The 22,342-nt window shown below is 60.2% G+C and carries 21 protein-coding genes and 1 pseudogene; 13 read left to right on the top strand and 9 right to left on the bottom strand.

The window, feature by feature from the left end; translation table 11 throughout:
• Positions 1 to 8: 8 nt before the first annotated feature.
• Positions 9 to 2,186 carry a cyanophycin synthetase gene (locus H597_RS0114260; RefSeq protein ID WP_028102750.1) on the bottom strand — a complete coding sequence of 726 codons (2,178 nt, stop codon included), beginning with the start codon at positions 2,184 to 2,186 and terminating at the stop codon, positions 9 to 11.
• A gap of 106 nt (positions 2,187 to 2,292) precedes the next feature.
• Between H597_RS0114260 and H597_RS0114255 the strand changes: the two genes are divergently transcribed.
• The 5 genes from H597_RS0114255 to H597_RS0114235 all read left to right on the top strand — a co-directional run bounded on the left by H597_RS0114255 (position 2,293) and on the right by H597_RS0114235 (position 6,346).
• Complete coding sequence (locus tag H597_RS0114255; RefSeq protein WP_083941100.1) at positions 2,293 to 4,575, top strand: cyanophycin metabolism-associated ABC transporter; 2,283 nt, start codon at positions 2,293 to 2,295, stop codon at positions 4,573 to 4,575.
• Positions 4,565 to 5,032 (top strand): cyanophycin metabolism-associated DUF1854 family protein, encoded by a 468-nt coding sequence (locus H597_RS0114250; RefSeq protein ID WP_028102748.1) that lies wholly within the window; start codon positions 4,565 to 4,567, stop codon positions 5,030 to 5,032. The genes H597_RS0114255 and H597_RS0114250 overlap by 11 nt, the downstream gene beginning before the upstream one ends.
• A 107-nt stretch (positions 5,033 to 5,139) precedes the next feature.
• A complete protein-coding gene (locus tag H597_RS0114245) occupies positions 5,140 to 5,526 on the top strand; it encodes a bacteriohemerythrin (RefSeq protein WP_028102747.1) in 387 nt (128 codons plus the stop codon).
• Positions 5,527 to 5,571: 45 nt separating this feature from the next.
• On the top strand, positions 5,572 to 6,021 hold the full coding sequence (locus H597_RS0114240) for a MerR family transcriptional regulator (protein ID WP_028102746.1): 450 nt from the start codon (positions 5,572 to 5,574) through the stop codon (positions 6,019 to 6,021).
• Positions 5,975 to 6,346, top strand: a complete 372-nt coding sequence (locus H597_RS0114235; RefSeq protein ID WP_028102745.1) for a carboxymuconolactone decarboxylase family protein — start codon at positions 5,975 to 5,977, stop codon at positions 6,344 to 6,346. The genes H597_RS0114240 and H597_RS0114235 overlap by 47 nt, the downstream gene beginning before the upstream one ends.
• A gap of 60 nt (positions 6,347 to 6,406) precedes the next feature.
• Here the strand turns inward: H597_RS0114235 and fnr are convergent, their stop codons facing one another.
• The 5 genes from fnr to H597_RS0114210 form a co-directional block, all read right to left on the bottom strand.
• A complete protein-coding gene (fnr, locus tag H597_RS0114230; protein WP_028102744.1) occupies positions 6,407 to 7,180 on the bottom strand; it encodes a fumarate/nitrate reduction transcriptional regulator Fnr in 774 nt (257 codons plus the stop codon).
• Between the two features lie 101 nt (positions 7,181 to 7,281).
• Positions 7,282 to 7,917 carry a response regulator gene (locus H597_RS0114225; protein ID WP_028102743.1) on the bottom strand — a complete coding sequence of 212 codons (636 nt, stop codon included), beginning with the start codon at positions 7,915 to 7,917 and terminating at the stop codon, positions 7,282 to 7,284.
• Complete coding sequence (locus H597_RS0114220) at positions 7,910 to 9,013, bottom strand: ATP-binding response regulator (protein ID WP_035374242.1); 1,104 nt, start codon at positions 9,011 to 9,013, stop codon at positions 7,910 to 7,912. The genes H597_RS0114225 and H597_RS0114220 overlap by 8 nt, the downstream gene beginning before the upstream one ends.
• On the bottom strand, positions 9,010 to 9,423 hold the full coding sequence (locus tag H597_RS0114215) for a response regulator (RefSeq protein ID WP_028102741.1): 414 nt from the start codon (positions 9,421 to 9,423) through the stop codon (positions 9,010 to 9,012). Before H597_RS0114215 ends, H597_RS0114220 begins: the two co-directional genes overlap by 4 nt.
• Positions 9,420 to 10,898: a sensor histidine kinase gene (locus H597_RS0114210; protein WP_028102740.1), complete on the bottom strand. Its 1,479-nt coding sequence runs from the start codon at positions 10,896 to 10,898 to the stop codon at positions 9,420 to 9,422. The genes H597_RS0114215 and H597_RS0114210 overlap by 4 nt, the downstream gene beginning before the upstream one ends.
• Before the next feature lie 188 nt (positions 10,899 to 11,086).
• On the opposite strand from H597_RS0114210, the gene H597_RS30890 reads away from it, so the two are divergent.
• Positions 11,087 to 11,347 carry a TraR/DksA family transcriptional regulator gene (locus H597_RS30890; protein WP_051293789.1) on the top strand — a complete coding sequence of 87 codons (261 nt, stop codon included), beginning with the start codon at positions 11,087 to 11,089 and terminating at the stop codon, positions 11,345 to 11,347.
• Here the strand turns inward: H597_RS30890 and H597_RS0114200 are convergent.
• A complete protein-coding gene (locus tag H597_RS0114200) occupies positions 11,344 to 11,880 on the bottom strand; it encodes a hypothetical protein (RefSeq protein WP_028102739.1) in 537 nt (178 codons plus the stop codon). The genes H597_RS30890 and H597_RS0114200 overlap by 4 nt on opposite strands.
• A gap of 103 nt (positions 11,881 to 11,983) precedes the next feature.
• On the opposite strand from H597_RS0114200, the gene H597_RS0114195 reads away from it, so the two are divergent.
• Positions 11,984 to 13,921, top strand: a complete 1,938-nt coding sequence (locus tag H597_RS0114195) for an ATP-binding protein (protein WP_028102738.1) — start codon at positions 11,984 to 11,986, stop codon at positions 13,919 to 13,921.
• Here H597_RS0114195 and H597_RS0114190 read toward each other — a convergent pair.
• Positions 13,918 to 14,364 carry an Hsp20/alpha crystallin family protein gene (locus tag H597_RS0114190; RefSeq protein WP_028102737.1) on the bottom strand — a complete coding sequence of 149 codons (447 nt, stop codon included), beginning with the start codon at positions 14,362 to 14,364 and terminating at the stop codon, positions 13,918 to 13,920. The genes H597_RS0114195 and H597_RS0114190 overlap by 4 nt on opposite strands.
• A 200-nt stretch (positions 14,365 to 14,564) precedes the next feature.
• Here H597_RS0114190 and H597_RS0114185 point away from each other — a divergent pair, with 200 nt between their 5' ends.
• The 3 genes from H597_RS0114185 to H597_RS0114175 are packed head-to-tail and all read left to right on the top strand — an operon-like array spanning position 14,565 to position 18,563.
• Positions 14,565 to 16,277, top strand: coding sequence for a molecular chaperone HscC (locus tag H597_RS0114185; RefSeq protein ID WP_028102736.1), 1,713 nt, complete (start codon positions 14,565 to 14,567; stop codon positions 16,275 to 16,277).
• A gap of 7 nt (positions 16,278 to 16,284) precedes the next feature.
• Complete coding sequence (locus tag H597_RS0114180) at positions 16,285 to 17,145, top strand: hypothetical protein (protein WP_028102735.1); 861 nt, start codon at positions 16,285 to 16,287, stop codon at positions 17,143 to 17,145.
• 2 nt (positions 17,146 to 17,147) lie between these two features.
• Positions 17,148 to 18,563 carry a TonB C-terminal domain-containing protein gene (locus tag H597_RS0114175; RefSeq protein ID WP_028102734.1) on the top strand — a complete coding sequence of 472 codons (1,416 nt, stop codon included), beginning with the start codon at positions 17,148 to 17,150 and terminating at the stop codon, positions 18,561 to 18,563.
• A 755-nt stretch (positions 18,564 to 19,318) separates the two neighbouring features.
• On the opposite strand, the gene H597_RS0114165 is transcribed toward H597_RS0114175, so the two are convergent.
• Positions 19,319 to 20,365 carry a CAP domain-containing protein gene (locus tag H597_RS0114165; RefSeq protein WP_154668107.1) on the bottom strand — a complete coding sequence of 349 codons (1,047 nt, stop codon included), beginning with the start codon at positions 20,363 to 20,365 and terminating at the stop codon, positions 19,319 to 19,321.
• Between the two features lie 229 nt (positions 20,366 to 20,594).
• On the opposite strand from H597_RS0114165, the gene H597_RS0114160 reads away from it, so the two are divergent.
• The 3 genes and pseudogenes from H597_RS0114160 to H597_RS36115 form a co-directional block, all read left to right on the top strand.
• Complete coding sequence (locus tag H597_RS0114160; RefSeq protein ID WP_028102731.1) at positions 20,595 to 20,996, top strand: hypothetical protein; 402 nt, start codon at positions 20,595 to 20,597, stop codon at positions 20,994 to 20,996.
• Positions 20,989 to 21,966, top strand: coding sequence for a type II TA system antitoxin MqsA family protein (locus tag H597_RS0114155; protein ID WP_035374241.1), 978 nt, complete (start codon positions 20,989 to 20,991; stop codon positions 21,964 to 21,966). Before H597_RS0114160 ends, H597_RS0114155 begins: the two co-directional genes overlap by 8 nt.
• A 135-nt stretch (positions 21,967 to 22,101) precedes the next feature.
• A pseudogene (locus H597_RS36115) lies at positions 22,102 to 22,311 on the top strand (hypothetical protein); the annotation flags it as partial.
• Positions 22,312 to 22,342: the final 31 nt, after the last annotated feature.

Genomic DNA, 22,342 nt, shown 5'->3' with positions numbered 1-22,342 from the left:
GGTAATCCTTAGTTTTTCTTGGTGTTCCACTCGAAGGTGCGCAGCGCAGCGCCGATCAGGTCCGGCGACAGGCCCATGGCCCAGCCGGCACCGATCGCGGCCAACACCGCTTCCTTGCGGTCTTCTCCGCTGGCCGGCAGGCAGGATGGCGGCAGAACCGCCAGTTCGTCGCGGCCGGCCGCCATCACAAAACCGCCATCGCGCAGGAAGACGGCGCGGCCGCCGTCCTGGCGGTGCGAGTCGATCGCAGGTACATGTTCGTCGGAGCCGTAGAAAATCACGTCGCCGTCGCACAGCTCGGCCATTTCGACCACTTGCGCATCGGAGGCATTCAGCACGGCGGCGCCTTCCGGCAACACCACGTCGACCTGGGTGCGCAGCACGCCGTACATCTGTTCCGGGGAATGGATGTAGAACTCACCCAGCGCTTCATGCCCGGCGGCGTCGGTGACCACGCCCACCATGCACTTGTCGTAGGACAGGCCTTCGCTCAGGATCATGCGGCTGGAGTTGGCGAACACCGCCGCTTCCACATTCTTGTTCAGCAGCAGGCGCTCGCCGGATTCCCATTCGGTCAGCGGGCCGCGCGCCACCATACGCCCGTTCAGGTAGACGCCCTGTTCGGTTGCGGTGCCGACATAGCGGCCGCTCATTTGCAGCAGCCAGCCAATCAGGCGCGCGATCAGCGCATTCTGGCGGCTGCCGGCCACGCCGACCAGCGGGATACGGCCATCGTCTTCTTCCGCGAACAGCTGGTCGGCAATCGCATGCCCGACCGGCCGCGCAACGCCGCCGGAGGCGGGCTTCAGGTGGGCCAGCAGGCCCGGGCTCGCGTTCACTTCGATGATCGCGCCGCCCTGCTCTTCCAGCGGTTTGGAGATGTCGGCGGCGACCAGGTCGATGCCGGCGATGTCCAGGCCGATGGTGCGCGCAGCGAGCGCCGCCATTTCGGCCACGGCCGGGTGCACCAGATCGGTCACGTCGTTGGCCACGTTGCCGTTCAGCTGGATCAGCACCTTGCGGCCGGCATCGACCACGGAGTCCGGGGTCAGGCCCTGGCGCTTCAGGTCCAGCAGCACTTCTTCCGAATCGCGCGGCTGCACGATATTCAGGGGGAATTCTTCGGTGGTGCCACGGCGCGGGTCGGTATTGATCTGCGAATCCACCAGTTCCTGCACGGAGGACTTGCCGTCGCCGGTCACCCACAGCGATTCGCCCATGGAGGCGGCCACCATGCGGCGGCCCACCACCAGCAGGCGGTGCTCATTGCCGACGATGAATTTCTCGACGATGACGCTCTTGCTGCCGCCGCGTGCCACGGCGATATCGTAGGCTGCGCGCACATCGGCTTCAGTCATCAGGTTGAGGGAAACGCCGCGGCCATGGTTGCCGTCGTATGGCTTGATCGCCACCGGCAGGCCGATGTCCTGCGCTTCTTCCCACGCCGCGTCGGCGCTCTTGACCAGGGTGCCCTCCGGTACCGGCACGCCAACGGACTTCAGCATGTCCTTGGTCATGTCCTTGTCGGAGGCGATGCCTTCGGCGATGGCGGACGTGTTGTCGGTTTCGGCGGTCCAGATGCGGCGCTGGCGCGCGCCGTGGCCCAGTTGCACCAGGTTGCCGTCGGTCAGGCGGATATGCGGGATTTTGCGGTCGGTCGCGGCGTCCACGATGGAACCGGTCGATGGACCCAGGCACAGCGACTCGACCATCGAGGTCAGTTCCTGCACCGTGGCGGCCAGGTCGTAAGGCTGGTCGTCGATGGCGGCCATCAGCAAGTCCTTGCCGGCGGCCAGTGCGGCGCGGCCAACCTGCTCCTGGCGGGTGCGGAATGCCATTTTGTAAATACCGCTACCCTCGGCGGTCTGGCGCGTCTTGCCAAAACCGGTACGCATGCCGGCCAGGTTCTGCAGCTCCAGGACCACGTGCTCCAGGATATGCCCGGCGTAGGTACCGTCGCGCAGGCGCTCCAGGAAGCCACCGCGCTCACCGACGCCGCAGCGATGCTCGACCAGGCCTGGCAGGAAGGCGATCAGGCGCTCATAAAAACCGGGGAGTTTATTGGAGGGGTAGTTTTCGAGCTCGCCGATATCCAGCCACGCTTCGATCACTGGGCGATAGGTCCAGATGTTCGGTCCGCGCAGATGTGTTACACGGAGAAACTCAATGTCTTTCTTTTTTGTCATGTTTTAGCTCTTGTACCTCTTGCGGTATACTCCGCCCGTCCTTCTATTTTCCCACTGTTTCGCAATTCTTGCCACTTGGCAAAGAGTGCCCGGAGTCCGACCTGCAATGATAACAAACCAACTTTCCTCTGAGCTGAGCCTGACAGAACTTCCCGACAGGTGGCGCGCAGAGTTACCGGCGCTTGCACCCGAAGAAAACGTACTCAGCGCGCTGGAGGTTGACTTGGATTCCAAGCTTCACTTCAACAAAGGCCTGGTGCTCCTCACGGAGCGCCGCATTATGGCACGCGCACCCGGTGAAACGGTATGGCGTGATTGGACTTATCGTCGTGGCATGTCTCTAAAACTGCACGACCACGCCGGCGTCGGCCACCTGGAACTGGTGGACGAGACGCAGCGCCTGGCCGCCTGGCGTTTCACCTTGGGCCAGAACCTGCTGGCGATCCGCCTGTCCGAGAACTTCCCGCGCCTGCTGGAAGCCGCGGTCCACGGCAAGCCGCTGCAGCAGGTTGAGCAGAATTCCTGCCCTACCTGCAAAGCGCCGCTGGAGGCGGACCAGGAAGAATGCCCGGTCTGCACCAAGGTGGTCCACACGCCGCCGTCCACCTGGACCCTGTTCCGCCTGTGGCGTTTCGCCCGGCCCTACCAGTGGCAGCTGCTGCTCGGCTTTGCCATGATGCTGCTGTCGACCGGCGCGCACCTGATTCCGCCCTACATCATCATGCCGTTGACGGACAATGTGCTGATTCCTTACCAGAACGGCAAGCCGGTGGAGCATATGCTGGTGGTGCAGTATATGGCCGCCCTGACCGGGGCCGCCGTGCTGGCCTGGATCTTTGGCTGGGCCAAGACCTATGTGCTGGCCCTGGTATCGGAACGCATCGGCGCCGACCTGCGCACCACGACCTATGAACACCTGCTGCGCATGTCCCTGGAATACTTCGGCGGCAAGCGCACCGGCGATCTGATGTCCCGTATCGGCTCCGAATCGGACCGTATCTGCGTCTTCCTGTCCCTGCACCTGCTCGACTTCGCGTCCGACGTGCTGATGATCATCATGACGGGCCTGATCCTGTTCACGATCGATCCATGGCTGGCCATCGCCACCCTGCTGCCGCTGCCGTTCATCGCCTGGATGATCCACCTGGTGCGCGACCGCCTGCGCACCGGCTTTGAAAAAATCGACCGCGTCTGGGGCGAGGTGACCAACGTGCTGGCCGATACCATTCCAGGCATCCGCGTGGTGAAGGCCTTCGCCCAGGAAACCCGCGAAGCGACCCGCTTCCGCACCGCCAACAAGCACAATCTGGCCGTCAACGACAAGTTGAACAAGGTCTGGTCGCTGTTCTCGCCGACCGTTTCCTTCCTGACCGAACTGGGCATCCTGGTGATCTACGTGTTCGGTATCTGGATGATTTCCAAGCACAACATCACCGTCGGCGTCTTGAGCTCCTTCGTCCTGTACGCCAACCGCTTCTACGGCAAGCTGGACTCCATGAGCCGCATCGTGTCGGTGACGCAGAAGTCGGCCTCCGCGGCCAAGCGTATTTTCGACATCCTGGACCACGTTTCCAGCGTGCCCGATCCGGTGCAGCCGGTGAAGGTGGACAAGGTCAAAGGCGACATCACCCTGCGCGAAGTCGGTTTCCGCTACGGTAACCGCGCCGTCAACCGGGGCGTGAACCTGGAAATCAAGGCCGGTGAAATGATCGGCCTGGTGGGCCATTCCGGCTCCGGCAAATCCACCCTGGTAAACCTGATCTGCCGCTTCTACGACGTGGCCGAAGGCGCGATCCTGCTCGATGGCCAGGACATCCGCAATTTCGCCGTCTCCGACTACCGCCGCAATATCGGCCTGGTGCTGCAGGAGCCCTTCCTGTTCTTCGGCACCATCGCCGAGAACATCGCCTACGGCAAGCCGGAAGCGACCCGCGAAGAAATCATGAAGGCAGCCCGCGCCGCGCACGCCCACGACTTCATCCTGCGCCTGCCGCAAGGCTACGACTCGATGGTGGGCGAACGCGGCCAGGGCCTGTCCGGCGGCGAGCGCCAGCGCATCTCGATTGCACGCGCCCTGCTGATCGATCCGCGCATCCTGATCCTGGACGAGGCGACCGCCTCGGTCGATTCGGAAACCGAAAAAGAAATCCAGAAAGCGCTGGACAACCTGGTGGCCGGCCGCACCACGATTGCGATTGCGCACCGCCTGTCCACGCTGCAGCGCGCCAACCGCCTGGTGGTGATGGACCGCGGCAAGGTGGTCGAAGAAGGCCCGCATGAAGAACTGATGGCCAGGGAAGGCGCCTATTACCGCCTCTACCAGGCGCAGGCACGTAACGTCGATACCGACCTGGATGACAAAGCAAAGAGCCGTGAAGATGACAATTAATTTCAATTTGAGCCGCGACAGTTTCGGCAAACTGAACCTGGTCGACGCCAACGGCGTGCTGCATGAAAACGTGTCCCCGGTGCGCGCCTTTCCCATCCAGGCCCCGGAAGAAGGCCTGTCGCTGGTGAACACCGACGGCAAGGAAGTCGCCTGGCTCGATCGTATCGCCGACCTGCCGCAGGAGGCGGCGGATGTGGTGCGCGAAGAGCTCGCTGGCCGCGAATTCATGCCGGAGATCAAACGCATCGTGGAGGTGGGCAGCTATGCCTGCCCTTCCACCTGGACCGTGAAAACCGACCGGGGCGACACCAGCTTCGTGCTGCGCGGCGAAGAGGACATCCGCCGCATCGGCAGCGTGTCGCTGCTGGTGTCGGACAGTCATGGCATCCATTTCCTGATCCGCGACCAGTTCGCGCTCGATCAGCACAGCAAGAAGATCCTCGACCGCTTCCTCTAAATTGTCAGCGGGCGCCGCATGCGCGGCACCGCTAGAAAATTGACCTGGATCAAGGGCTCGAATGTTTCCGTGCGGCACAATAATCACTCCACCTCAGGAGAGTGCCCATGGATTCCATTGTCTTCGGTCCCGATCTCGCGCTTGGCATCCCGGTCCTGGACCAGTCGCACCGCGTCATCTTCGATCTTCTTGAATCGATGGCGGCCATGCCCCGGCCAGCCTTCGACCAGGCGTGCCGCACGCTGGCGGTGGAAATCATGGAAGACCTGCGGGAAGAAAACAACCTGATGGAGCGCATTGGCTATCCCGCAGCGGAGGCCCACCGCTGCGCCCACGGCAAGCTGCTCGCATCCGTGGCGCACATCCTGCCATTGCTACGCGATGGAAAGGAAGCGGCCGCCCGCCAGATCGTGCGCTCCCTGCCCGACTGGATCGAAGCCCACATCAACACCATGGACCTGGCGCTGGCGGTTGCAGTCTCGCGTGTTGCGTAATAAAGTGGTTGACTTAGAGCGCGCTCCAACTTCTAAGATCACCCCATGGATTCATTTCTGAGCATAGACGAAGTCGCGAAACGCACCGGCCTCACCGCCCACACCCTGCGCTATTACGAGCGCATCGGACTGATTGCCCCGATTGGCAGGGCCAGCGGTGGGCAGCGGCGTTACGCGGCGGCGGATCTGGCCTGGATCGAATTCCTGCTACGGATGCGAACCACGCATATGCCCATCGGGAAGATGCAGGCGTTCGCAAAACTACGTGGCGCTGGGGACTCGACGGTGCCTGATCGTCGCCGGATGCTGGAAGAACATTTGACCGAAGTTCTTGCGGAAATCGAAACGATGCAGCAGTCCGCCGCATCGTTGCAGGCGAAGATCGAGTATTACCGCGCGCTGGAGCTGTCCTTGGCGTCAGGCTCAATCACTGATAAAGGACATGCTGATGAATACCGAAAACCGCTACGAACGAGGCCTCGCAAAACTGCGTGAGATTGACGGCGAGGTCGGCGATCGCGTTGTGCAAAGCCTGGCGGATATTGCCCCGGACTTTGCCCGCTACCTGGTTGAATTCCCGTTCGGCGACATCTATTCCCGCCCTGGCCTCGACCTGCGAAGCCGCGAAATCGCGGTGGTGGCGGCGCTGACGGCCATGGGCAATGCAGCGCCCCAGCTCAAGGTGCACATCCAGGCAGCGCTGAATGTCGGCGTCACGCGGGAGGAAATCGTGGAGACCATCATGCAGATGGCGGTCTACGCCGGCTTCCCCGCCGCCCTGAACGGCTTAACGGCGGCCAAAGAAGTATTCGCGCAATGAAAAAAGGGGCAGCAAGAGCCGCCCCAGACACCCCCTACAGGTGAGAAACTGGTTTGCCGGTCAGGCGACCGCGAGTTCCTGCGCCATCCCTCCGGACGAGATGTTTTCCAGCCTGGCGCGGTCGGTGATGCGCAGGTCGCGGTTGCTCAGGACAATCGAGCCATCCTGGCGCAGACGCGCCAGCTGGCGGCTGACGCTTTCCACTGTCAGCCCCAGGTAGCCGCCGATGTCTTCGCGCGACATGCGCAGCTGGAAGCTGGTGGACGAGTAGCCGCGCTGGGCATAGCGGCCGGCCAGATTCAGAAGAAACATGGCCAGGCGCTGTTCGGCCCGCATATGGCTCAGGAACAGCATCACCGACTGTTCGCGCTGGATTTCGCGGCTCATAGTGCGGTGGAATTGTTGCAGCAGACCGGGGATCTGCATCACCAGCTCCTGCAGGCGGTTGAACGGGATTTCACAGACTTCGCTGTCTTCCAGCGCCACGGCGTTGCAGGAATGCTGGCCGTTGCCGATGGCTTCCATGCCCAGCAGGTCGCCGGCCATATGGAAACCGCCGATGGTCTGCTCGCCGCGCTGGTTCACCTGCACGGTCTTGAAGTGGCCAAAGCGCACGGCATACAGGCTGTGGAAGCTGTCCCCGGTCTGGTACAGCGACTCGTCGCGGCTTACGCGGCGGCGGCGGGCGATGATCTGGTCCAGGCGGGCGACATCGTCGTCCGCCAGGCCCTGCGGCAGGCACAGTCGGTTGAAACTGCACAGCGAGCATTTCGCTGCGACAGGTGCGCAGTTTTTGGTGGTGTTTGCAGGGGTGATTGGGATGACCGGGCTCATTTTGCTGCTCCTTGTTTTCGATGGAAGCAGTATCTCGCCCGGGATCATTTCCCGGTATCAAGCATCCAGTGTAGTTGCTGTAGTGGTTCCCCTACAGAGATTCAAATCAAGCCATGCTCCAAAGCGTAGCGGGTCAGCTCGGCATTGCTCGACATGCCCATTTTCTCGAGGATACGGCTGCGATAGGTTGTCACGGTATTGGGACTGAGATGCAGTTTTTCCCCGATGCGCACCAGCGACTCACCCTGGGCGATCAGCTTGAAAACTTCCAGCTCGCGGTTGGAAAGTTCCTCATGGTCGCCGCTTGGACCGCCGCCAACCAGGGTTGCCAGCTTTTCAAGCAATGCCGGACTGACATGTTTTCCACCCGACGCCGCCTTGCGCACTGCCTCGATCAGGGTGGAGGTCGGCGCATCCTTGGTCAGGTAGCCGGCAGCACCGGATTTGAGCGCCCGGACGGCATAGATTTCCTCGGAATAGGTGCTCAGCACCAGCACCGCCATGCGCGGATAGTCGCTGCGCAAGGACTTCAGCAAATCCAAGCCGTTCTTGCCCGGCATTTTGATATCGACCAGCGCCACGTCGAAACTGCGCTCGGCCACGCGCGCCATGGCCTCGACGGCATTGCCGGCTTCGCCTTCCACGCTGATGTCCGCAGCCGTGCCCAGCATCAGGCGCACGCCATTGCGTGCGATTGCATGGTCGTCGACAAGCAGTACGGTGATCTTGTCACCCATTCTCGTTCTCCAAAGGCAGGCGCAGCAGCAGGGTTGTGCCCTGCCCGGCCTTGCCGCTGATATGCAAATCGCCGGCAAAGCGGCGGGTCCGTTCACGCATGCCGAACAAGCCCCACGACTCGCGGTCGGACAGGCCGGTGCTCTCGATACCTTTGCCGTTATCCTCCACGCGCAGGACCACGTTTTCGCCGTCGGTATCAACGACAACGCGCGCCTCGCTCGCTTCCGCATGGCGCACCACATTGGTCAGCGCTTCCTGCGCTACACGAAACAGCATGGTGCTGCGCTCGGGATCCAGTTCCAGCGCCTGGGCGTCGGGCGTGATATGGCAGTTGCACAGCAGGCCACTGCGCTGCGCCACCTGTTCGGCATACCATTCCAGGGCCGGCCAGATGCCCAGCTGGTCAAGTACGCTGGGGCGCAGGTCGGTGATCACACGGCGCACGGTTTCGATGGCGTCCTGTGCCAGCGTGGCCGCATCGTTCAATAGCGGGTCGGATTGCTCGCCGCCGCGCTCGATGGCAACCTGGATATAGGCCTTGATGCCGGTCAGCAGGCCGCCCAGTTCGTCGTGGATCTCCTGCGCGATACGCGTGCGTTCGTGCTCCTTCAGTTTTTCCTGGTAGGCGGCCAGCTCGCGCAGTTCCTTTTGCGACTGGCGCAGGATGCGCTCGGTCTGGTGCTTTTCCTCGATCAGGCGCTGCTCGCGCAGCAGGCGGTCGATCGCCCCAGCCAGGAAATCGAGGTAGCGCCCGTCGCTGTCCTTGACCAGGTAATCGCGTGCGCCGCGGCGCATGGCTTCCGCCGCAACGGTGGCGCTGTCGGCGCCTGTCAGCATCATCACCGGAATGTTGGGCTGCGGTTCACTTTGATCGGCCGCCAGCCGCGCCAGGAATTCCAGGCCGGTCAGGTCCGGCAGGTGGTAGTCCAGCAGGATGCAGTCCGGTTTTTCGCGCAAGGCGATATCAAGACCCTCCTGGCCGCTTTCCGCTTCCAGAAGCTCGCAGCTGAAGCCTGGCGCTTGGGCAAAAGCCCGGCGGCAGGCCATGCGGTCAACGATATCGTCTTCAACGATCAGGACGCGCACAGTGCTCATGGCAGCTCGCTGATGGTCCAGTACAGGTTAATCGAGCGCACCACTTCCACGAACTGGCGGTAGTCCACCGGCTTGGTCATATAACCAGCCACACCCAGGTCGAAGCTGCGCATCTTGTCCTGCTGCTCTTCCGACGTGGTGAGCACAATGACCGGGATGCGGCGCAGCAGCGGGTCCTGTTTGATATTCTGCAGGAACTCGATGCCGTTCATGATCGGCATGTTCAGGTCCAGCAGGATGATGCAGGGCGGCTCGCTGCCTGGCTCGCGCAGGTATTCCAGCGCGGCCTCGCCGTTCTCCATCGCCACTACGCGGTTACCTACATGGACTTCCTTCAGGGCGCGCAAAATGGTCATGACATCGACCTGGTCGTCCTCGACCAGCAAGATCGGCTTGCTCGTATTATTCATCCGTTGTTCTTCCTTTTCTTCGGCAAGGTGAAATAGAAGATGGTGCCCTTGCCTAGCTCGGACTCCAGCCACACCCTGCCCTGGTACATTTCTACAATCTTTTTCACCAGCGCCAGACCGACCCCGGTGCTCTCAACGCGGTCGCGCGGGGCCAGGGTCTGGAACAGCTGGAAAATGCGCTCAAAATGGCGCTCGGCGATGCCAGGGCCGTTGTCGCGCACGTGGAAGCGCCACTGCTCGCCGTCGTCGGCCCAGCCCACTTCGATCTCGCCCTGCGGCTTGTCCATATACTTGACCGCATTCGACACCAGGTTGTGGAACAGCTGCTGGATGCGGGTCGGTTCGCCGGTCACGGTCGGCATCCCAGGCAGAATCGCGACCGTGATATAGGCCGGCACCGCCAGCAGATCCACCACTTCGGCCACCAGCTGGTCCAGCTTGACCGGCACCACGGCTTCCTTGATGCGCCCAACGCGCGAATATTGCAGGATGCCGTCGATCAGCCCGCCCATACGATGGACGCGGTTGATCAGCAGGCGCATATGCTCCTTGCCTTCGTCGTTGAACTTGTCGGCGTAGTCATGGGCCAGCCAGTCGGCCAGCGAACCGATGCCGCGCAAGGGGGCTTTCAGGTCGTGCGATACGACGTAGGCGAAATTGGTCAGTTCCTCATTGGCGCTGGTCAGCTCCTGCAGCAGTTGCTGCGCCTTTTCCTCGGCATGCTTGCGCTCCGTGATGTCGCGCACCAGGCCGGTGAACATGCGGCGGCCGCCCAGCTGCATTTCCGTGACGGCCAGGTCCATCGGGAACACGCTGCCGTCGCGGCGCAGTCCCTGCACTTCGCGGCCCTTGCCGATGATGCGCTTCTCGCCGGTGGTCATGTAGTGGTGCAGGTAACCGTCGTGCGCTTCGCGGTGCGGCGCCGGCATCAGGATCTTAACGTTGCGGCCCAAGACCTCCGCTTCCGGATAGCCGAACATACGCTCGGCGGCCGGATTCACGCGTTCGATAATCCCATGCTCGTCGATCGTGATGATGGCGTCCACCGCGGTCTCGAAGATGGCCCGCATGCGCGCTTCGCTTTCCTGCAATGCGTGTTCGGCCCGTTTGCGGGCGCTGATATCGTGGATGGTGGCCATCACCATCGGCTGCATATCGTTGTCATGCAGTGGGGAGAGACTCACTTCGACCGGGAATTCAGTGCCGTCCCTGCGGGTGGCGAACAATTCGAATCCGGCGCCCATTGCACGCGGGTGCGGCCGCTCGAAATAGCCGCCGCGCAGGCCCACATGGCCGTGGCGGTAGCGCTCGGGAATCAGGGACTCCAGCGATTTTCCCCGCAGCTCGCCGGAATCGTATCCGAACAGTGCTTCGAGGGCGGGATTGACCAGAAGCAGTTGGCCATCCTTGTCGATGATCAGCATCGCGTCTGTGGCCGATGCCAGCAGCCATTGCAGGCTGCGTTCCGCAATCATTGAATGTGTCAAAGCCTGATCCTATCGATGGTCAAATCCTGTCATCCCATGATTGTAGCGCCCCCCGTAGCAAGGAGCCAACCGGACCTCCTGTAGAAAAAGTAAATCAAACTTGATACAGGTCAAACGGCCACGGTGACGCAGCTCAAGATGCCCGTTAAAGTGGCTCAAAAAAATGGAGACCGGCCATGCTATCTGAAGAAATCGACCGTTGGACCGCCGTCCTGCACCAGCGTCGAGCGCTGCTCGCCGGGCGCGACGCGGCTGAAGTCGCGGCAATCGACGCAGCCATGGAACGCCTGCAATCGGGTGCGTTTGGCCGATGTCTGCGCTGCGGCGCCGCCATCTCCGCAGGACGCATGCAGGCAAACCCCAGTGCGGCCACCTGTCTGGCCTGTCAGCAGCTGCAGGAACACCAGCGCGTTTTTACGAACTTACCCGTCGCCTAACGCGGCTTAGACCTGTACGGCTTGCAGGCCGGCCCATCCCTTTCCGCACCATTGCAGATGTGATGGCGGCATTCAACTGCGCCGGACTCGCCCAGCGGCCGGCAGCGCCTGAAGACTTCAGGGTATTTCTTCTCGATAGCCATGCGCACTCGATAAACGCGGGGCCTCGGCTTTGCCTTGTGCTTACGCGCTGCGGACTGCTGTGCCAGCGCCTTCACTGCCTGCGCCGCTGGCGCCCGCGGGACGGGCTGCACCTGCGGGACAGGAACCGCTGCCGCGACGGCGGGAATCGGGGCAACTGGCGGCGGGCTCATAGGCATGGTTGCGGCAACCGCCATCATGTCGCGCTCCACGCCAACGCGCTGCACCAGGATGACCGCGCCGGCAACCAAGCCGGCAAGCAGCGCGCCACAGGACATCCAGAAAGCCGGCGCGCCCCATCGGGCCAGCGGCCCACGGGCGCGCGATTCCGCACCTGCCTGAGGAGGTGGAGCCGATGCAGGCGCCTTCTTGCTCGCTTGTTCTTCAGTCATAGACAAAACATAGCAACTATTGCATGGGAATGTCGCGTGCTTGTGGCGTCCTTAGCAATTGGGCTAAGATAGTTACTGTTATGCAAATGGGGACTTTCCCGGCATGAAAAGCTTCCAGGGCTTCTTCCGCGATCTTGGACTGCAGCGCAAGCTCTTGCTGGTGTCCGTCCTGACGACATTCGCGGCGCTGCTGGCGGCACTGGTCGCCCTGGCCAGCTATGACTTCCTGGTAGCGCGGCCGCGCATGGTAAGGGAGCTGGCAGTGCGCAGCGAATTGCTGGCACTGACCCTGGACGCCGACCTGAATTCCGGCGACAGTCTTGGCGCAACCCGTAAGCTCGACGCCCTGCGCAACAGCCCGGAGATTTCCCAGGCCTGCCTCTACACCGCTGATAAGCGCCTGTTCGCCCACTTCAACCGAACGCCGGGGACTCCATGCTTGTGGCCCCAAGAGCTGCAGCGGATCGGCCACCGTTTCGACGGCGAGGCCCTATCCATGCTCTCCCCAATCCGCTATGAACGCGAGGTGGTCGGGCATCTCGCCATCGACTACCAGCTCCCGTCCGTACTGGAGCGCCTGCGCCACTATGGACTTGTGCTGGGAGTTGTGTTCCTGGCCCTGTTCTTCGGTGGGCTCCTGTATGCGCTTGGCTCGCGCCGCCTGGTAACGCAACCGCTATTGGCATTGTCCGGAGTGGCCGACCGCGTGACGCGTGAACAGCGCTACGACTTGCGCTCGCCAGTCACCAGCCAGGATGAAGTCGGCCGCCTGGCGGGCGCCTTCAACGCCATGCTCGCCACCATCGCCGCGCGCGAAGCCGCCCTGCGGCGCAGCCAGGCGCTGCTCAATAACATCGTCGAAAAGTCATCCGCCGTCATCTATGTAAAAGACCTGGACGGCCGCTACCTGATGGTCAACCACAGCTTCCGCATGCTGCTGCCGCCCGGCACACCGGAGCCGCTGGGCAGCACCGACGATGTCTTGTTCAGCCCCGAGATGGTTCAACTGATCCGCCAGGCCGACCGCGCCGTCCTGGCCAGCGGCCGCGCCAGCAGCCATGAGGAAACCGCGCTCGATGCGATCGGCGCTACACGTACGTATATCTCCGAGAAGTTCCCGCTGATGGACGAATTCGGGCATATCTGGGCCATTGGCGGCGTCTCCACCGACATCACAGACCGCAAACACGGCGAAATGGAGCTCGAAAACCTGGTCAACGTCCGGACGCGCCAGATCGCTGACACCAATCGAGAATTGGCCGACTCTCTCGGCACTTTGCAGCGGGCCCAGGATGAATTGGTGCGCAGCGAAAAACTGGCGGCGCTGGGCTCGCTCGTGGCCGGCGTGGCGCACGAACTGAATACGCCGATCGGCAACAGCCTGCTTGCCATCAGCACCATGCTGGAGCAAAGCACGGCTTTCGCCGCAGCGATCGACAGCGGCGTCAAGCGCTCGGCCCTGCAGGCCTTTGTCGGGGACGTTCACAACGGCAGCCAGATCGTGCTGCGCAACCTGCACCGCGCGGTCGACCTGGTCGCCAGCTTCAAGCAGGTGGCGGTGGACCGGGCCACCTCCCAATGCCGCCAGTTCCAGTTGGATGAACTGGTCTGCGAAATCCTGCTGGTGTTGATGCCAACGTTTAAAAAGTCGGGAATCCGCGTGTCGCATGACATTCCGCCCGGTATTCTGATGGAAAGTTACCCCGGCCCGCTCGGCCAGGTCCTGATCAACCTGGTGAACAATGGACTGATCCACGCCTTCGAAGGCCGGGAGGACGGCGAAATCCGGATCAGCGCCCAAATCCTGGAAAATCAGGCGGTCGCCATTGCGGTGCACGACAACGGCATCGGCATTGCGCCGGAAAACATGGGCAAGATCTACGACCCGTTTTTCACCACCAAGCTGGGGCGCGGCGGCTCCGGGCTGGGATTGAACATCGTCTACAACATCGTTTACGGCCTGCTGGGTGGACGTATCGATGTAAAAAGTGCCCTCGGAGAGGGCACCAGTTTCATCCTGACCCTACCGGTCAGGGCTTAGTGAATCTGCAGCTTGCGGCTGCCTTGCGGTGCTTTTTTCGGCAGCGTCAGCACCAGCACTCCGCCATCGCATTTCGCCGTTGCCTTGCTGTCGTCAATATCGTGTTCCAGCGTGAAGCTGCGATACTGCTCGCCAAAATACCGTTCGCTCCGCACCAGGTTGCCGCCCTGCTTTTCCTCGTCGACCCGCTTGATCTCGGCCGCAATCGTGATGCGGTTGCCTGAAATATCCACCTTGATGTCGTCCTTGCTGACACCAGGTAGATCGGCACGGACAGTGTAGGCCGCCTCGTTTTCATGCACGTCGATCCGGATCGGCTGCTGACCTTCTCCCTCGCGCGTAATGTTGCCCATTCGGAAGTCGCGGAACAGGTCGTCGAAATTACGGAAGGGATCGAAACGGGCAAGGTCCGCAAATGGGTCGTAACGCCTTAAGTTAGCCATGGTTTCCTCCTTTCTCTTGGTGAGACAACATCTTAGGCGCCTTCAGCACGGCCCGCCACCGAAACTGCCAATCGGACGCCGGGCGACTTTCAGGTTCAAGCTATCGGTCATCAGTACGTTTTCCAAGCTGCCAATAACTTTTCTCCATAGGCAATAAATGATAAACTGATCCTTTGCCAAAATTACATCGGAGCAGCAACATGATCGTCGGCATCGACCTCGGCACCACCAATAGCCTTATTGCAATTTGGCACAACGGCGAGGCCAAGCTCATCCCCAACAGCCTCGGGGACTTCCTGACCCCATCCTGTGTCAGCGTGGACGACGACGGCACGATCCTGGTCGGCAAGGCGGCACGCGAACGGCTGCAGACGCACCCGACGCACAGCGCGGCGGTATTCAAGCGCCATATGGGCAGCAACAAGCAGTTCACCCTTGGCGGGCGCAATTTCCGCGCTGAAGAATTGTCGGCGCTGATCCTGCGCGCCCTGAAGGAAGATGCGGAAGCGGCCTTGGGCGAACCGATCACCGAGGCGATCATCACCGTTCCAGCCTACTTCTCCGATGCGCAGCGCAAGGCCACCCGCGCCGCCGGCCAACTGGCAGGCTTGAAGGTCGAGCGCCTCCTGAATGAACCGACGGCCGCCGCCCTCGCCTATGGCATCCACCAGCGCGGCAAGGAAACGCAATTTCTGGTCTTCGACCTTGGCGGCGGCACCTTCGACGTTTCCGTCCTGGACCTGTTCGAGGGCGTGATGGAAGTGCGGGCGTCCGCAGGCGATAACTTCCTCGGCGGCGAAGACTTCGTCAACCTGCTGATTGAAGAGTTCTTCAAACAGGCCGCCATTCCGGCCTCCCTGCGGCAGGATGGCCGCTTCATGCAAAGCCTGATCGCACAGGCCGAACAGGCCAAGCGCAAGCTCAGCGAAGCGCCGGAAGTGGTACTGCAGACCAACCATGCCGGCACCACTTATTCAATGCCCCTGGATGAAGCCGCCCTTGAACGCATTACGGCACCCTTGCTGGCCCGCCTTCGCTCCCCGGTCGAGCGCGCCCTGCGCGACGCGAACCTGAATACCGCCAGCCTGGACAATATCGTCCTGGCCGGCGGCGCCACGCGCATGCCAATCGTCCGGCGTATGGTGGCCCGCATGTTCGGCCGTTTCCCTTCATGCGATATCAATCCGGACGAAGTAGTGGCATTGGGCGCCGCAGTCCAGGCTGGCCTCAAAATGAATGATTCTGCGCTCGATGAAGTCGTGATGACCGACGTCGCGCCATATTCGCTGGGAATCGCCGTATCGATGCACCTGGGTGGCCAGCAATACTCGCACGGCCACTTCGATCCGGTGATCGAACGGAATACCGTCGTACCGGTCAGCAAGGTCAAAACCTACTACCCGACCTCGGAACGCCAGACCGCACTCAGTATTGATATTTTCCAGGGCGAGGCGCGCATGGCGCGCGACAATATCGCACTGGGGACGATTGAGGTACCAATGTCCCAGGTCGCGGGACAGAACAACGGCGTGAATGTCCGGTTCACCTACGACGCGAATGGTTTGCTGCAGGTGGAAGCCGAGGTGCTGCTGACCAAGCAGAAACATACGCTGGTCATCGAAGGCAATCCAGGTCTGTTGACCCAAGACGAAATCAGGGAACGTTTCGCCGCGCTGTCCGAATTGAAGATCCATCCCCGTGACCGCATCGAGAACCGTACCAAGTTGGCGCGCGGTGAACGCCTTTATCAGCAACTGCGTGGCGAAGCCCGTGAGCAGATGGGGCGGATGATCATGCAGTTCGAACAAGCGCTGGAGGCGCAAGAGCCGCGCATCCTGCGCCAGGCAGCCAACAACTTTACTGAAGCACTCGAATATTTCGAGCACCAAAGTTTCCTGAACCTCGATTCATAAGCCGTACGTGGACCAGCTTTCCAACGCGTTGACACGTCTCGGCATCGCCGGGGCCGCCGACGAAAAATCAATCCGGGCCGCCTATGCGCGCGAACTGAAACTGATCGACCAGGAAACCGATATCGACAGCTTCCAGTCGCTGCGCGCCGCCTACGAACTGGCCATGAGCGGACAAAGGGCCAAGCCAGCGCCATCCCCTGCCGCTGAAGACGAGGCGCAAGAGGCGCTTGACTGGATCGTGGCGGCAGTCGCTGTCATCTCAGGCGGCCGGCGAATTGCCGACGAATCGATCTGGGTCGTTGAACTGGTCGAGCAGCTTGCCGAACGACGGCCGGCCGGCATCGATGACGACTGGCGCTTCCAGGCTGCCATCGGGACGTTGCTGCTTCAGGGCTGGAAACCGGGCCATGAAGCGCTACTGATTGGCGCCACCCAATATTTCCGCTGGGCCGAAGAAGGCACCTGGCCAAACGACCAGGTGGCGGAAGCATGGTTTGAGCGATTCATGCTGCACCGCCAGAATGAGACGGTGCGCGGACCGCTGGTAAGGGTGATCCGCGACTTACGCCAGACATATGAACCTGACCTGTCCCGCTTGCGGCGCGATCATCGATATCTCGAGCATCTCGCGACGCACTACGCAAACCTGGCGTCAATGATCGTCGACGCCAGGATGTTGGAGCGCTGGCGCGAACTCGCCGCACCGCTTGGCACACCTGCCATTGTCCTGAGCAAGATGCCTGCAGTACGTACCGTGCCATCTTACGAGGCAAGTGCCCCGGCATCCGCAAACGAAATTTTCCGCATCATCATTTTGGTGATTTTCGCCATCTATTCGATTACCGATACACTTTTTCAATTCTCATAGCGATGCGTGACAGTTTTCCTTTCCTGACCCGGCTTGGGCTGCGGCCTGATGCGGATGCCAAAGACATCCGCCGCGCCTACGCGCGCGAGTTGAAACAGATTGACCAGGCAGCCGATCCAGGCGGATTCCAGGAACTGCGGGCAGCGTACGAAGCAGCGTTGGAGTGGCATGCGTACCGCCAGAGCCCACAGGATGGCGGGCAAGACGTCGCGGCGACTGATCAGGCGCCCGAGCCGGCGCAGGATGAGGTCCCGGCCAATCCCGCGCCTGAGCCAGTGGCAGAAATCCCTCCGCTGGACTTACGCGAGCAGGCGATGCCGACGGACCTGGAGCCGATTCCACTGCACCAACCGGGCGCCGAATCGCCGTCCCCTGAAGATCCTGCGCAACTGGCCGACCAGGCCTTTGAAAAATTCATCGCAGACATCGCCCGGAAAAATGAGTATTCGGCGGCCCGCCGCCTTGCCGTGTTCAAGGCCGCCCTGCTGTCATCCCTGAACAGCGAGCTCCTGCTCAACTTGACAGCCCGCATATTGTTTGAAGGACGCATTGTCGGCTTGTTTGCAGCCGGAGCGAAGCCGGGCCACGAAGCCTTGTTTGCGGTGGCGAACGAGGTCTTCGAATGGGAACGGGATCGTCGCCGCATCCAGCAATTCGGCCAAGCCGGCGCAATGATCAGCCGTGCCGTTGATGAACGACAGCTGTTCCAATCGATGCCCGGCTATGGAATCGGCACGTATAAGCAGTTGCTGCGAATTGTGCGCGCCACTCCGCAACCGGGAGCCGGCGTAAGCCGCGATGACCTGGAGCTGTTCCAGCAGTTGGCAAGCCGCTTCCACACCTGGTTCTCATTGATCCTCGAGCGTGAGACCCTTGACAACTGGCTTGAAGCAGCGCGCCCGGATGCACAAAAGCGCCACCAGGCACCGGAGCCAGAAGAAACTGCATGGCTGGATCCGGCCAGCGAATCTATCTGGCGCCGCCCGATCATCAGCACGATCGCCCTTATGGCGATCGTGCTGATGATCGGCTTCCTCAATCTGATCATCGATGCCCGCCGCCCCAAAGGCTTCTACCCGCCGGCGGATAAGCATGAGATGAGGTCTACGCAAGAGGATGCGGACATGCCGCCAAGCCAGGAACGGATCGAAGAAATCCGCTCACGCATCGACTATAAGTGGCCGGCGCACACTGCTTCCGGCGTGTACAACGTGGTCTACAAAGTTTTCATTGACGCTGATGGCACCGTGCTGGGAATGAATAAAGTCCAGGCCTCCGGCAACAAAGGCTACGACGCGGCCGTTGAGAAAGCCATTCGCGAAACTGCGCGCTTCCCACAAGGCACTCAGACTGTATTCCGACTGCGCTTTGGCGTTGACTTTACCAAGCGGGAAACGCCGCAGGGTGATCCGCCTTAGAGCGCGCAGTTGAATGCCGTGCAAAAAGTCTTCCCTCCGCGACGGTGAAGGCAAAAAGGGTTACTGCGACAAGTGCCGCTCCGCCCCTTTCGAGAAGTGCGGTATATTGCATGCATAGGTGCTTCCTTCAAGAGGAGGACAATTATGAAGCTTATGTGTCCGCACTGCCGGTGCAGTGGCCTGTTTATCATTCAGGCCGAAGTCAAAGTGACCGTAGCTGGCCTCGACTGCCTTCCAGAACTCCACACGACCGACATCTCCGACCTTTCCTACGGTGATTCGTCCATGTGTTCATGTAATACCTGCGGCCACTGCGGGGAATTGCAGACCTTTCTAATGCTGCCGGCAAACTCGACAGCCCTCGACATGCTGTTGCAAGACGTAATGCAGACGGGTGCTTCGCCATCAGGCAACGTCTACCCTTTGCCTTTGCCCAGCAAAAGAGACCAGTAGCTCCCGCGTAACGGACAGGACGGCGGCTACCATTGGCTGTCAATGCCACGAGCCTGGGGCGAGGTAAAAAAGCCGTTCGCTCATCTCAGGAAACAGATAAGCGAACAAAGCGGCGCAAGAGAAGCAAGAGAAACGGCGCCATAGCTGATCATCGATGACATGCTGCCTTGGCTACCTCGGTTGCCAAGCTCGACATCCCTACCCGATCTTTGACTGTATGGCGCTACGTCCGATGTTTACCCTTCGGTTCACGGATGTAGCCCAGCCACCGCCCTCTTGCACCGTAACAGCGTGCCTTCAAATTAAGGGACAAAGAAAGTAACGCTATAGTCGAAGGACTTGACCTGCCCACCGACTTTCACATTCCTGATTTGCACATTGAACTTGGTGTCGGCCGGAGAGCGCTTCCATTCGCTTTCGGCGGCGGACAGTTTCCAGCTCATGGTGTTGTCGCCATAACCATCCGGCAATGGACCAACGTTGCTGACCGAGAGCACTTGACCCTGGTCATTGCTCATCGCCACGCTCGCGCCGCTGAAGTCAGCGCCCGGCAAAGAAAAACTCCACGGGTGGTTTGGGTCAGCCACATTGGGAGTCCACGGTACATACCCGCGTGCAGGCCAGGCGACGCCCGTGTCCGCCACAGCAGCCGGTGCGGCGACAGTGCCGCCAAATACCCACAAAGTATTAGCACGCGTTGTGTCGCCGGTGCCCACTTCGCCCAGGCGCGAATAAAGTACCCAGCGGCGATGGCCCAGGCTGGCGGTACCGCTGTCGGCAATATACGCGTGCACTGCATTTGGTCCTGCGTTGCCGAGCGCCAGGTTGGAGCTGCCGGCTGCCGTCGCGCCATCGGCCGTGTAGCAATTCCACGAAGATGGCGGCGAGTGGCTTAACTGGGAATTCGCTTCCATCATCAAGGCTGCTTGCTGCGCCATGGCCGAATGCGTGAGATTCAGGGTGACATTACCAGGCAAGCCGGCCAGTACCCGGAAGCTGTTCACGGTATTAACGACAGCCGCCTTGTATTCAGCCGAAGTGGTTCCTGCGACACAACCCTGGGTCGAGCCGCTCCACTGCATTGGAACTGAAAAGGCCGGCAGCATGGTGGTCTTGTAAAAGGCAAGCACTTCCGCCTTATTGCTAGTGTTGATCGCTGCCGCTCCGCCTGTAGACGGCGTGGTTGGCGTACCCGGCGTCGTGGGTGTGGTCGGCGTGGTGCCCTGGGTAGCCTGCGCTTGGCCAGAAGGTTTGGATGAATCAGAACTGCTTCCGCCACATCCCGCCAACACTGCAGCCAAGGCTGCCACCAGAATTCGCGCTGCTGGAAGCGCCATCGTCATTTTCATTGCTTACCCTTGGATATTGCCATGTGGCACGTTTAATTGAGGCAGCATTATCACTTGCTTACGAGAAATTGGGCGTTTGATTGGGCCGATTTGTGGCGAAACTTTCATCCTTTTGTTGAATTGATCACCTTCTGTTGTAAGAAGTGGTCGCGATCCGGTGCTACAATCAGATCAATTGATATGTTCGCGACGCTTGCGAATCAAAAGATATAGACTATGAGGGGTGGGAATGGCAGCAAGCCAAGCAGCCGTGCAAGTCTTTCTGAAGACCTTGCGAGGCATGGACGTGAACAAGTTCAGAATGTCCAACCAATCAAAAACAATTAAATTCTTATCATCAATCGACTGGGGAAAGGCTGAAGTACTGGAAACGCTGATGAGGTTGACGCCAGATGACTATCATCGCGGACCGCTAACGAATGACTGGGGTGGCAACAGTTCGGTATGGATTTTCGGCTCCGAAATCACCGTCAATTTGACGGATAAGTACCGTATCTATATTAAGTTGTCGCTCACCAAGTCGAAGCAGGAAAATTGGTTCGCCAACATGTCATTCCATCCAACAGAAGAGTCGATGGTGTTTCCGTTAGCAAAGCCGTACAAGCAATGGGAGGTTGTCAAGCATGCATGAAGAAATTTGCCCTGTCTGCGGCGCTGAAAATTCATTCACCGTCGAAGAGCGAAATGACACTCGCACCGTTAAGGGCGAGGAATTCGCTATTACTGTTGCAATTTCGATTTGCGGAAGGTGCAAGGAAGAGTTCTTACCTCTTTCCGGCGACGAAGGATTTGAGAAAGCAAAAGACCTTTATCGTGCCAAGCATCGAATGGTCGCTCCTGAAGCGCTTAAAGCGTGGCGTGAGTCGCTTGGCCTGACACAAGCGGAGTTGGCACTTGTGATGAAGTGGGGCACAGCGACTGTAAGCCGGTATGAGAACGGGAAGCTCGCCGAACCAAGTCATGACCAGGCGCTCTCACTCGCCATGAATAGTGCTGATGCCTTGTTGGAAATGGTCAACAAAGCAGAGGGGCTTGCAGACTCAACTCGCAATCATCTCATCGAACGCTTAAGGCATAAAGCTGGGATTGAGACCGTTGAAAAAGCGTTCCTGCAAGATGTGGTTCCAGCTCCTCATGAGACGATTCAGATCGAGAAGATCGCTAACATCGTGATGGCGTTTTGCGACGGCATGGGTGAATTTGAGACCAAGTTGAACAAACTGCTGTTCTACGCAGACTTTAAATTCTTCAGGGACTTCGGCAAGACAATGACGGGGTTGTCGTATGTAAGGCACCACTATGGTCCAGTACCCTCAAATTACAGACTCCTGTACTCGTTGCTAGAAAAACGAGAGCTCATCACGTTCGAAGAGGAGGTTTTCGATAAGTTCGTCGGATACCGAGCGACCTCCGTTACTGCCTGGGATAAGAACGTCTTCACAGAACAAGAGCTTGCTGTGCTGCTTTCAACTAAGAATACGTTTAAGAAGCTCTCTGCAACAAAAATCTCTGAGTTATCTCACGAAGAACGCGCTTGGAAAGAAACCGAGAATGGTTCTGTGATTAGCTACGACTTCGCGAATTTCCTGAAAGCGGTTTAACTGGCAACGGAAAGCGTCCACCAAAGAAGTCCATGGTCATCGTTTTACGTGAGAGCCCATACCTTTTGGGCATCAATGGCTTAGGCGTGGAAGTCCGGTAACGAGGACTTCCCGCTACAACGTGCGGACGACGGTAAGCACAGCGGGCTTAGATTCGTCACACCGGCACAGCGCCACAGTGGCGCCGAAGACGCAGTTCTGCGCCAACGCGAACGTGTCTACGCGGAGGCTAAGGCGCGAAGACCAGAGCGCTGGTCAGGTGCGACGCGGAACTGGGAAGCAGTAAAAGAAGTATGGCTGAACCCTGAGCGATCAGGCATTGAGAATTTTCGGCAAGCCGCATAACTCGACGCGACAACTTTGTTGACAATCACCG

Origin of the sequence: Pseudoduganella violaceinigra DSM 15887, from assembly GCF_000425385.1 — a bacterium.
Lineage (GTDB): Bacteria > Pseudomonadota > Gammaproteobacteria > Burkholderiales > Burkholderiaceae_D > Rugamonas > Rugamonas violaceinigra.
The sequence above is the reverse complement of the archived record's forward strand: the minus strand, read 5'-3'. Positions and strand labels throughout refer to the sequence as shown.

What these genes read in the sequence shown, in the direction of transcription:
- H597_RS0114260 (WP_028102750.1), bottom strand. Translation starts at nt 2,186, where the DNA reads ATGACAAAAAAGAAAGACATTGAGTTTCTCCGTGTAACACATCTGCGC.
- H597_RS0114255 (WP_083941100.1), top strand. Translation starts at nt 2,293, where the DNA reads ATGATAACAAACCAACTTTCCTCTGAGCTGAGCCTGACAGAACTTCCC.
- H597_RS0114250 (WP_028102748.1), top strand. Translation starts at nt 4,565, where the DNA reads ATGACAATTAATTTCAATTTGAGCCGCGACAGTTTCGGCAAACTGAAC.
- H597_RS0114245 (WP_028102747.1), top strand. Translation starts at nt 5,140, where the DNA reads ATGGATTCCATTGTCTTCGGTCCCGATCTCGCGCTTGGCATCCCGGTC.
- H597_RS0114240 (WP_028102746.1), top strand. Translation starts at nt 5,572, where the DNA reads ATGGATTCATTTCTGAGCATAGACGAAGTCGCGAAACGCACCGGCCTC.
- H597_RS0114235 (WP_028102745.1), top strand. Translation starts at nt 5,975, where the DNA reads ATGAATACCGAAAACCGCTACGAACGAGGCCTCGCAAAACTGCGTGAG.
- fnr (WP_028102744.1), bottom strand. Translation starts at nt 7,180, where the DNA reads ATGAGCCCGGTCATCCCAATCACCCCTGCAAACACCACCAAAAACTGC.
- H597_RS0114225 (WP_028102743.1), bottom strand. Translation starts at nt 7,917, where the DNA reads ATGGGTGACAAGATCACCGTACTGCTTGTCGACGACCATGCAATCGCA.
- H597_RS0114220 (WP_035374242.1), bottom strand. Translation starts at nt 9,013, where the DNA reads ATGAGCACTGTGCGCGTCCTGATCGTTGAAGACGATATCGTTGACCGC.
- H597_RS0114215 (WP_028102741.1), bottom strand. Translation starts at nt 9,423, where the DNA reads ATGAATAATACGAGCAAGCCGATCTTGCTGGTCGAGGACGACCAGGTC.
- H597_RS0114210 (WP_028102740.1), bottom strand. Translation starts at nt 10,898, where the DNA reads ATGATTGCGGAACGCAGCCTGCAATGGCTGCTGGCATCGGCCACAGAC.
- H597_RS30890 (WP_051293789.1), top strand. Translation starts at nt 11,087, where the DNA reads ATGCTATCTGAAGAAATCGACCGTTGGACCGCCGTCCTGCACCAGCGT.
- H597_RS0114200 (WP_028102739.1), bottom strand. Translation starts at nt 11,880, where the DNA reads ATGACTGAAGAACAAGCGAGCAAGAAGGCGCCTGCATCGGCTCCACCT.
- H597_RS0114195 (WP_028102738.1), top strand. Translation starts at nt 11,984, where the DNA reads ATGAAAAGCTTCCAGGGCTTCTTCCGCGATCTTGGACTGCAGCGCAAG.
- H597_RS0114190 (WP_028102737.1), bottom strand. Translation starts at nt 14,364, where the DNA reads ATGGCTAACTTAAGGCGTTACGACCCATTTGCGGACCTTGCCCGTTTC.
- H597_RS0114185 (WP_028102736.1), top strand. Translation starts at nt 14,565, where the DNA reads ATGATCGTCGGCATCGACCTCGGCACCACCAATAGCCTTATTGCAATT.
- H597_RS0114175 (WP_028102734.1), top strand. Translation starts at nt 17,148, where the DNA reads ATGCGTGACAGTTTTCCTTTCCTGACCCGGCTTGGGCTGCGGCCTGAT.
- H597_RS0114165 (WP_154668107.1), bottom strand. Translation starts at nt 20,365, where the DNA reads ATGAAAATGACGATGGCGCTTCCAGCAGCGCGAATTCTGGTGGCAGCC.
- H597_RS0114160 (WP_028102731.1), top strand. Translation starts at nt 20,595, where the DNA reads ATGGCAGCAAGCCAAGCAGCCGTGCAAGTCTTTCTGAAGACCTTGCGA.
- H597_RS0114155 (WP_035374241.1), top strand. Translation starts at nt 20,989, where the DNA reads ATGCATGAAGAAATTTGCCCTGTCTGCGGCGCTGAAAATTCATTCACC.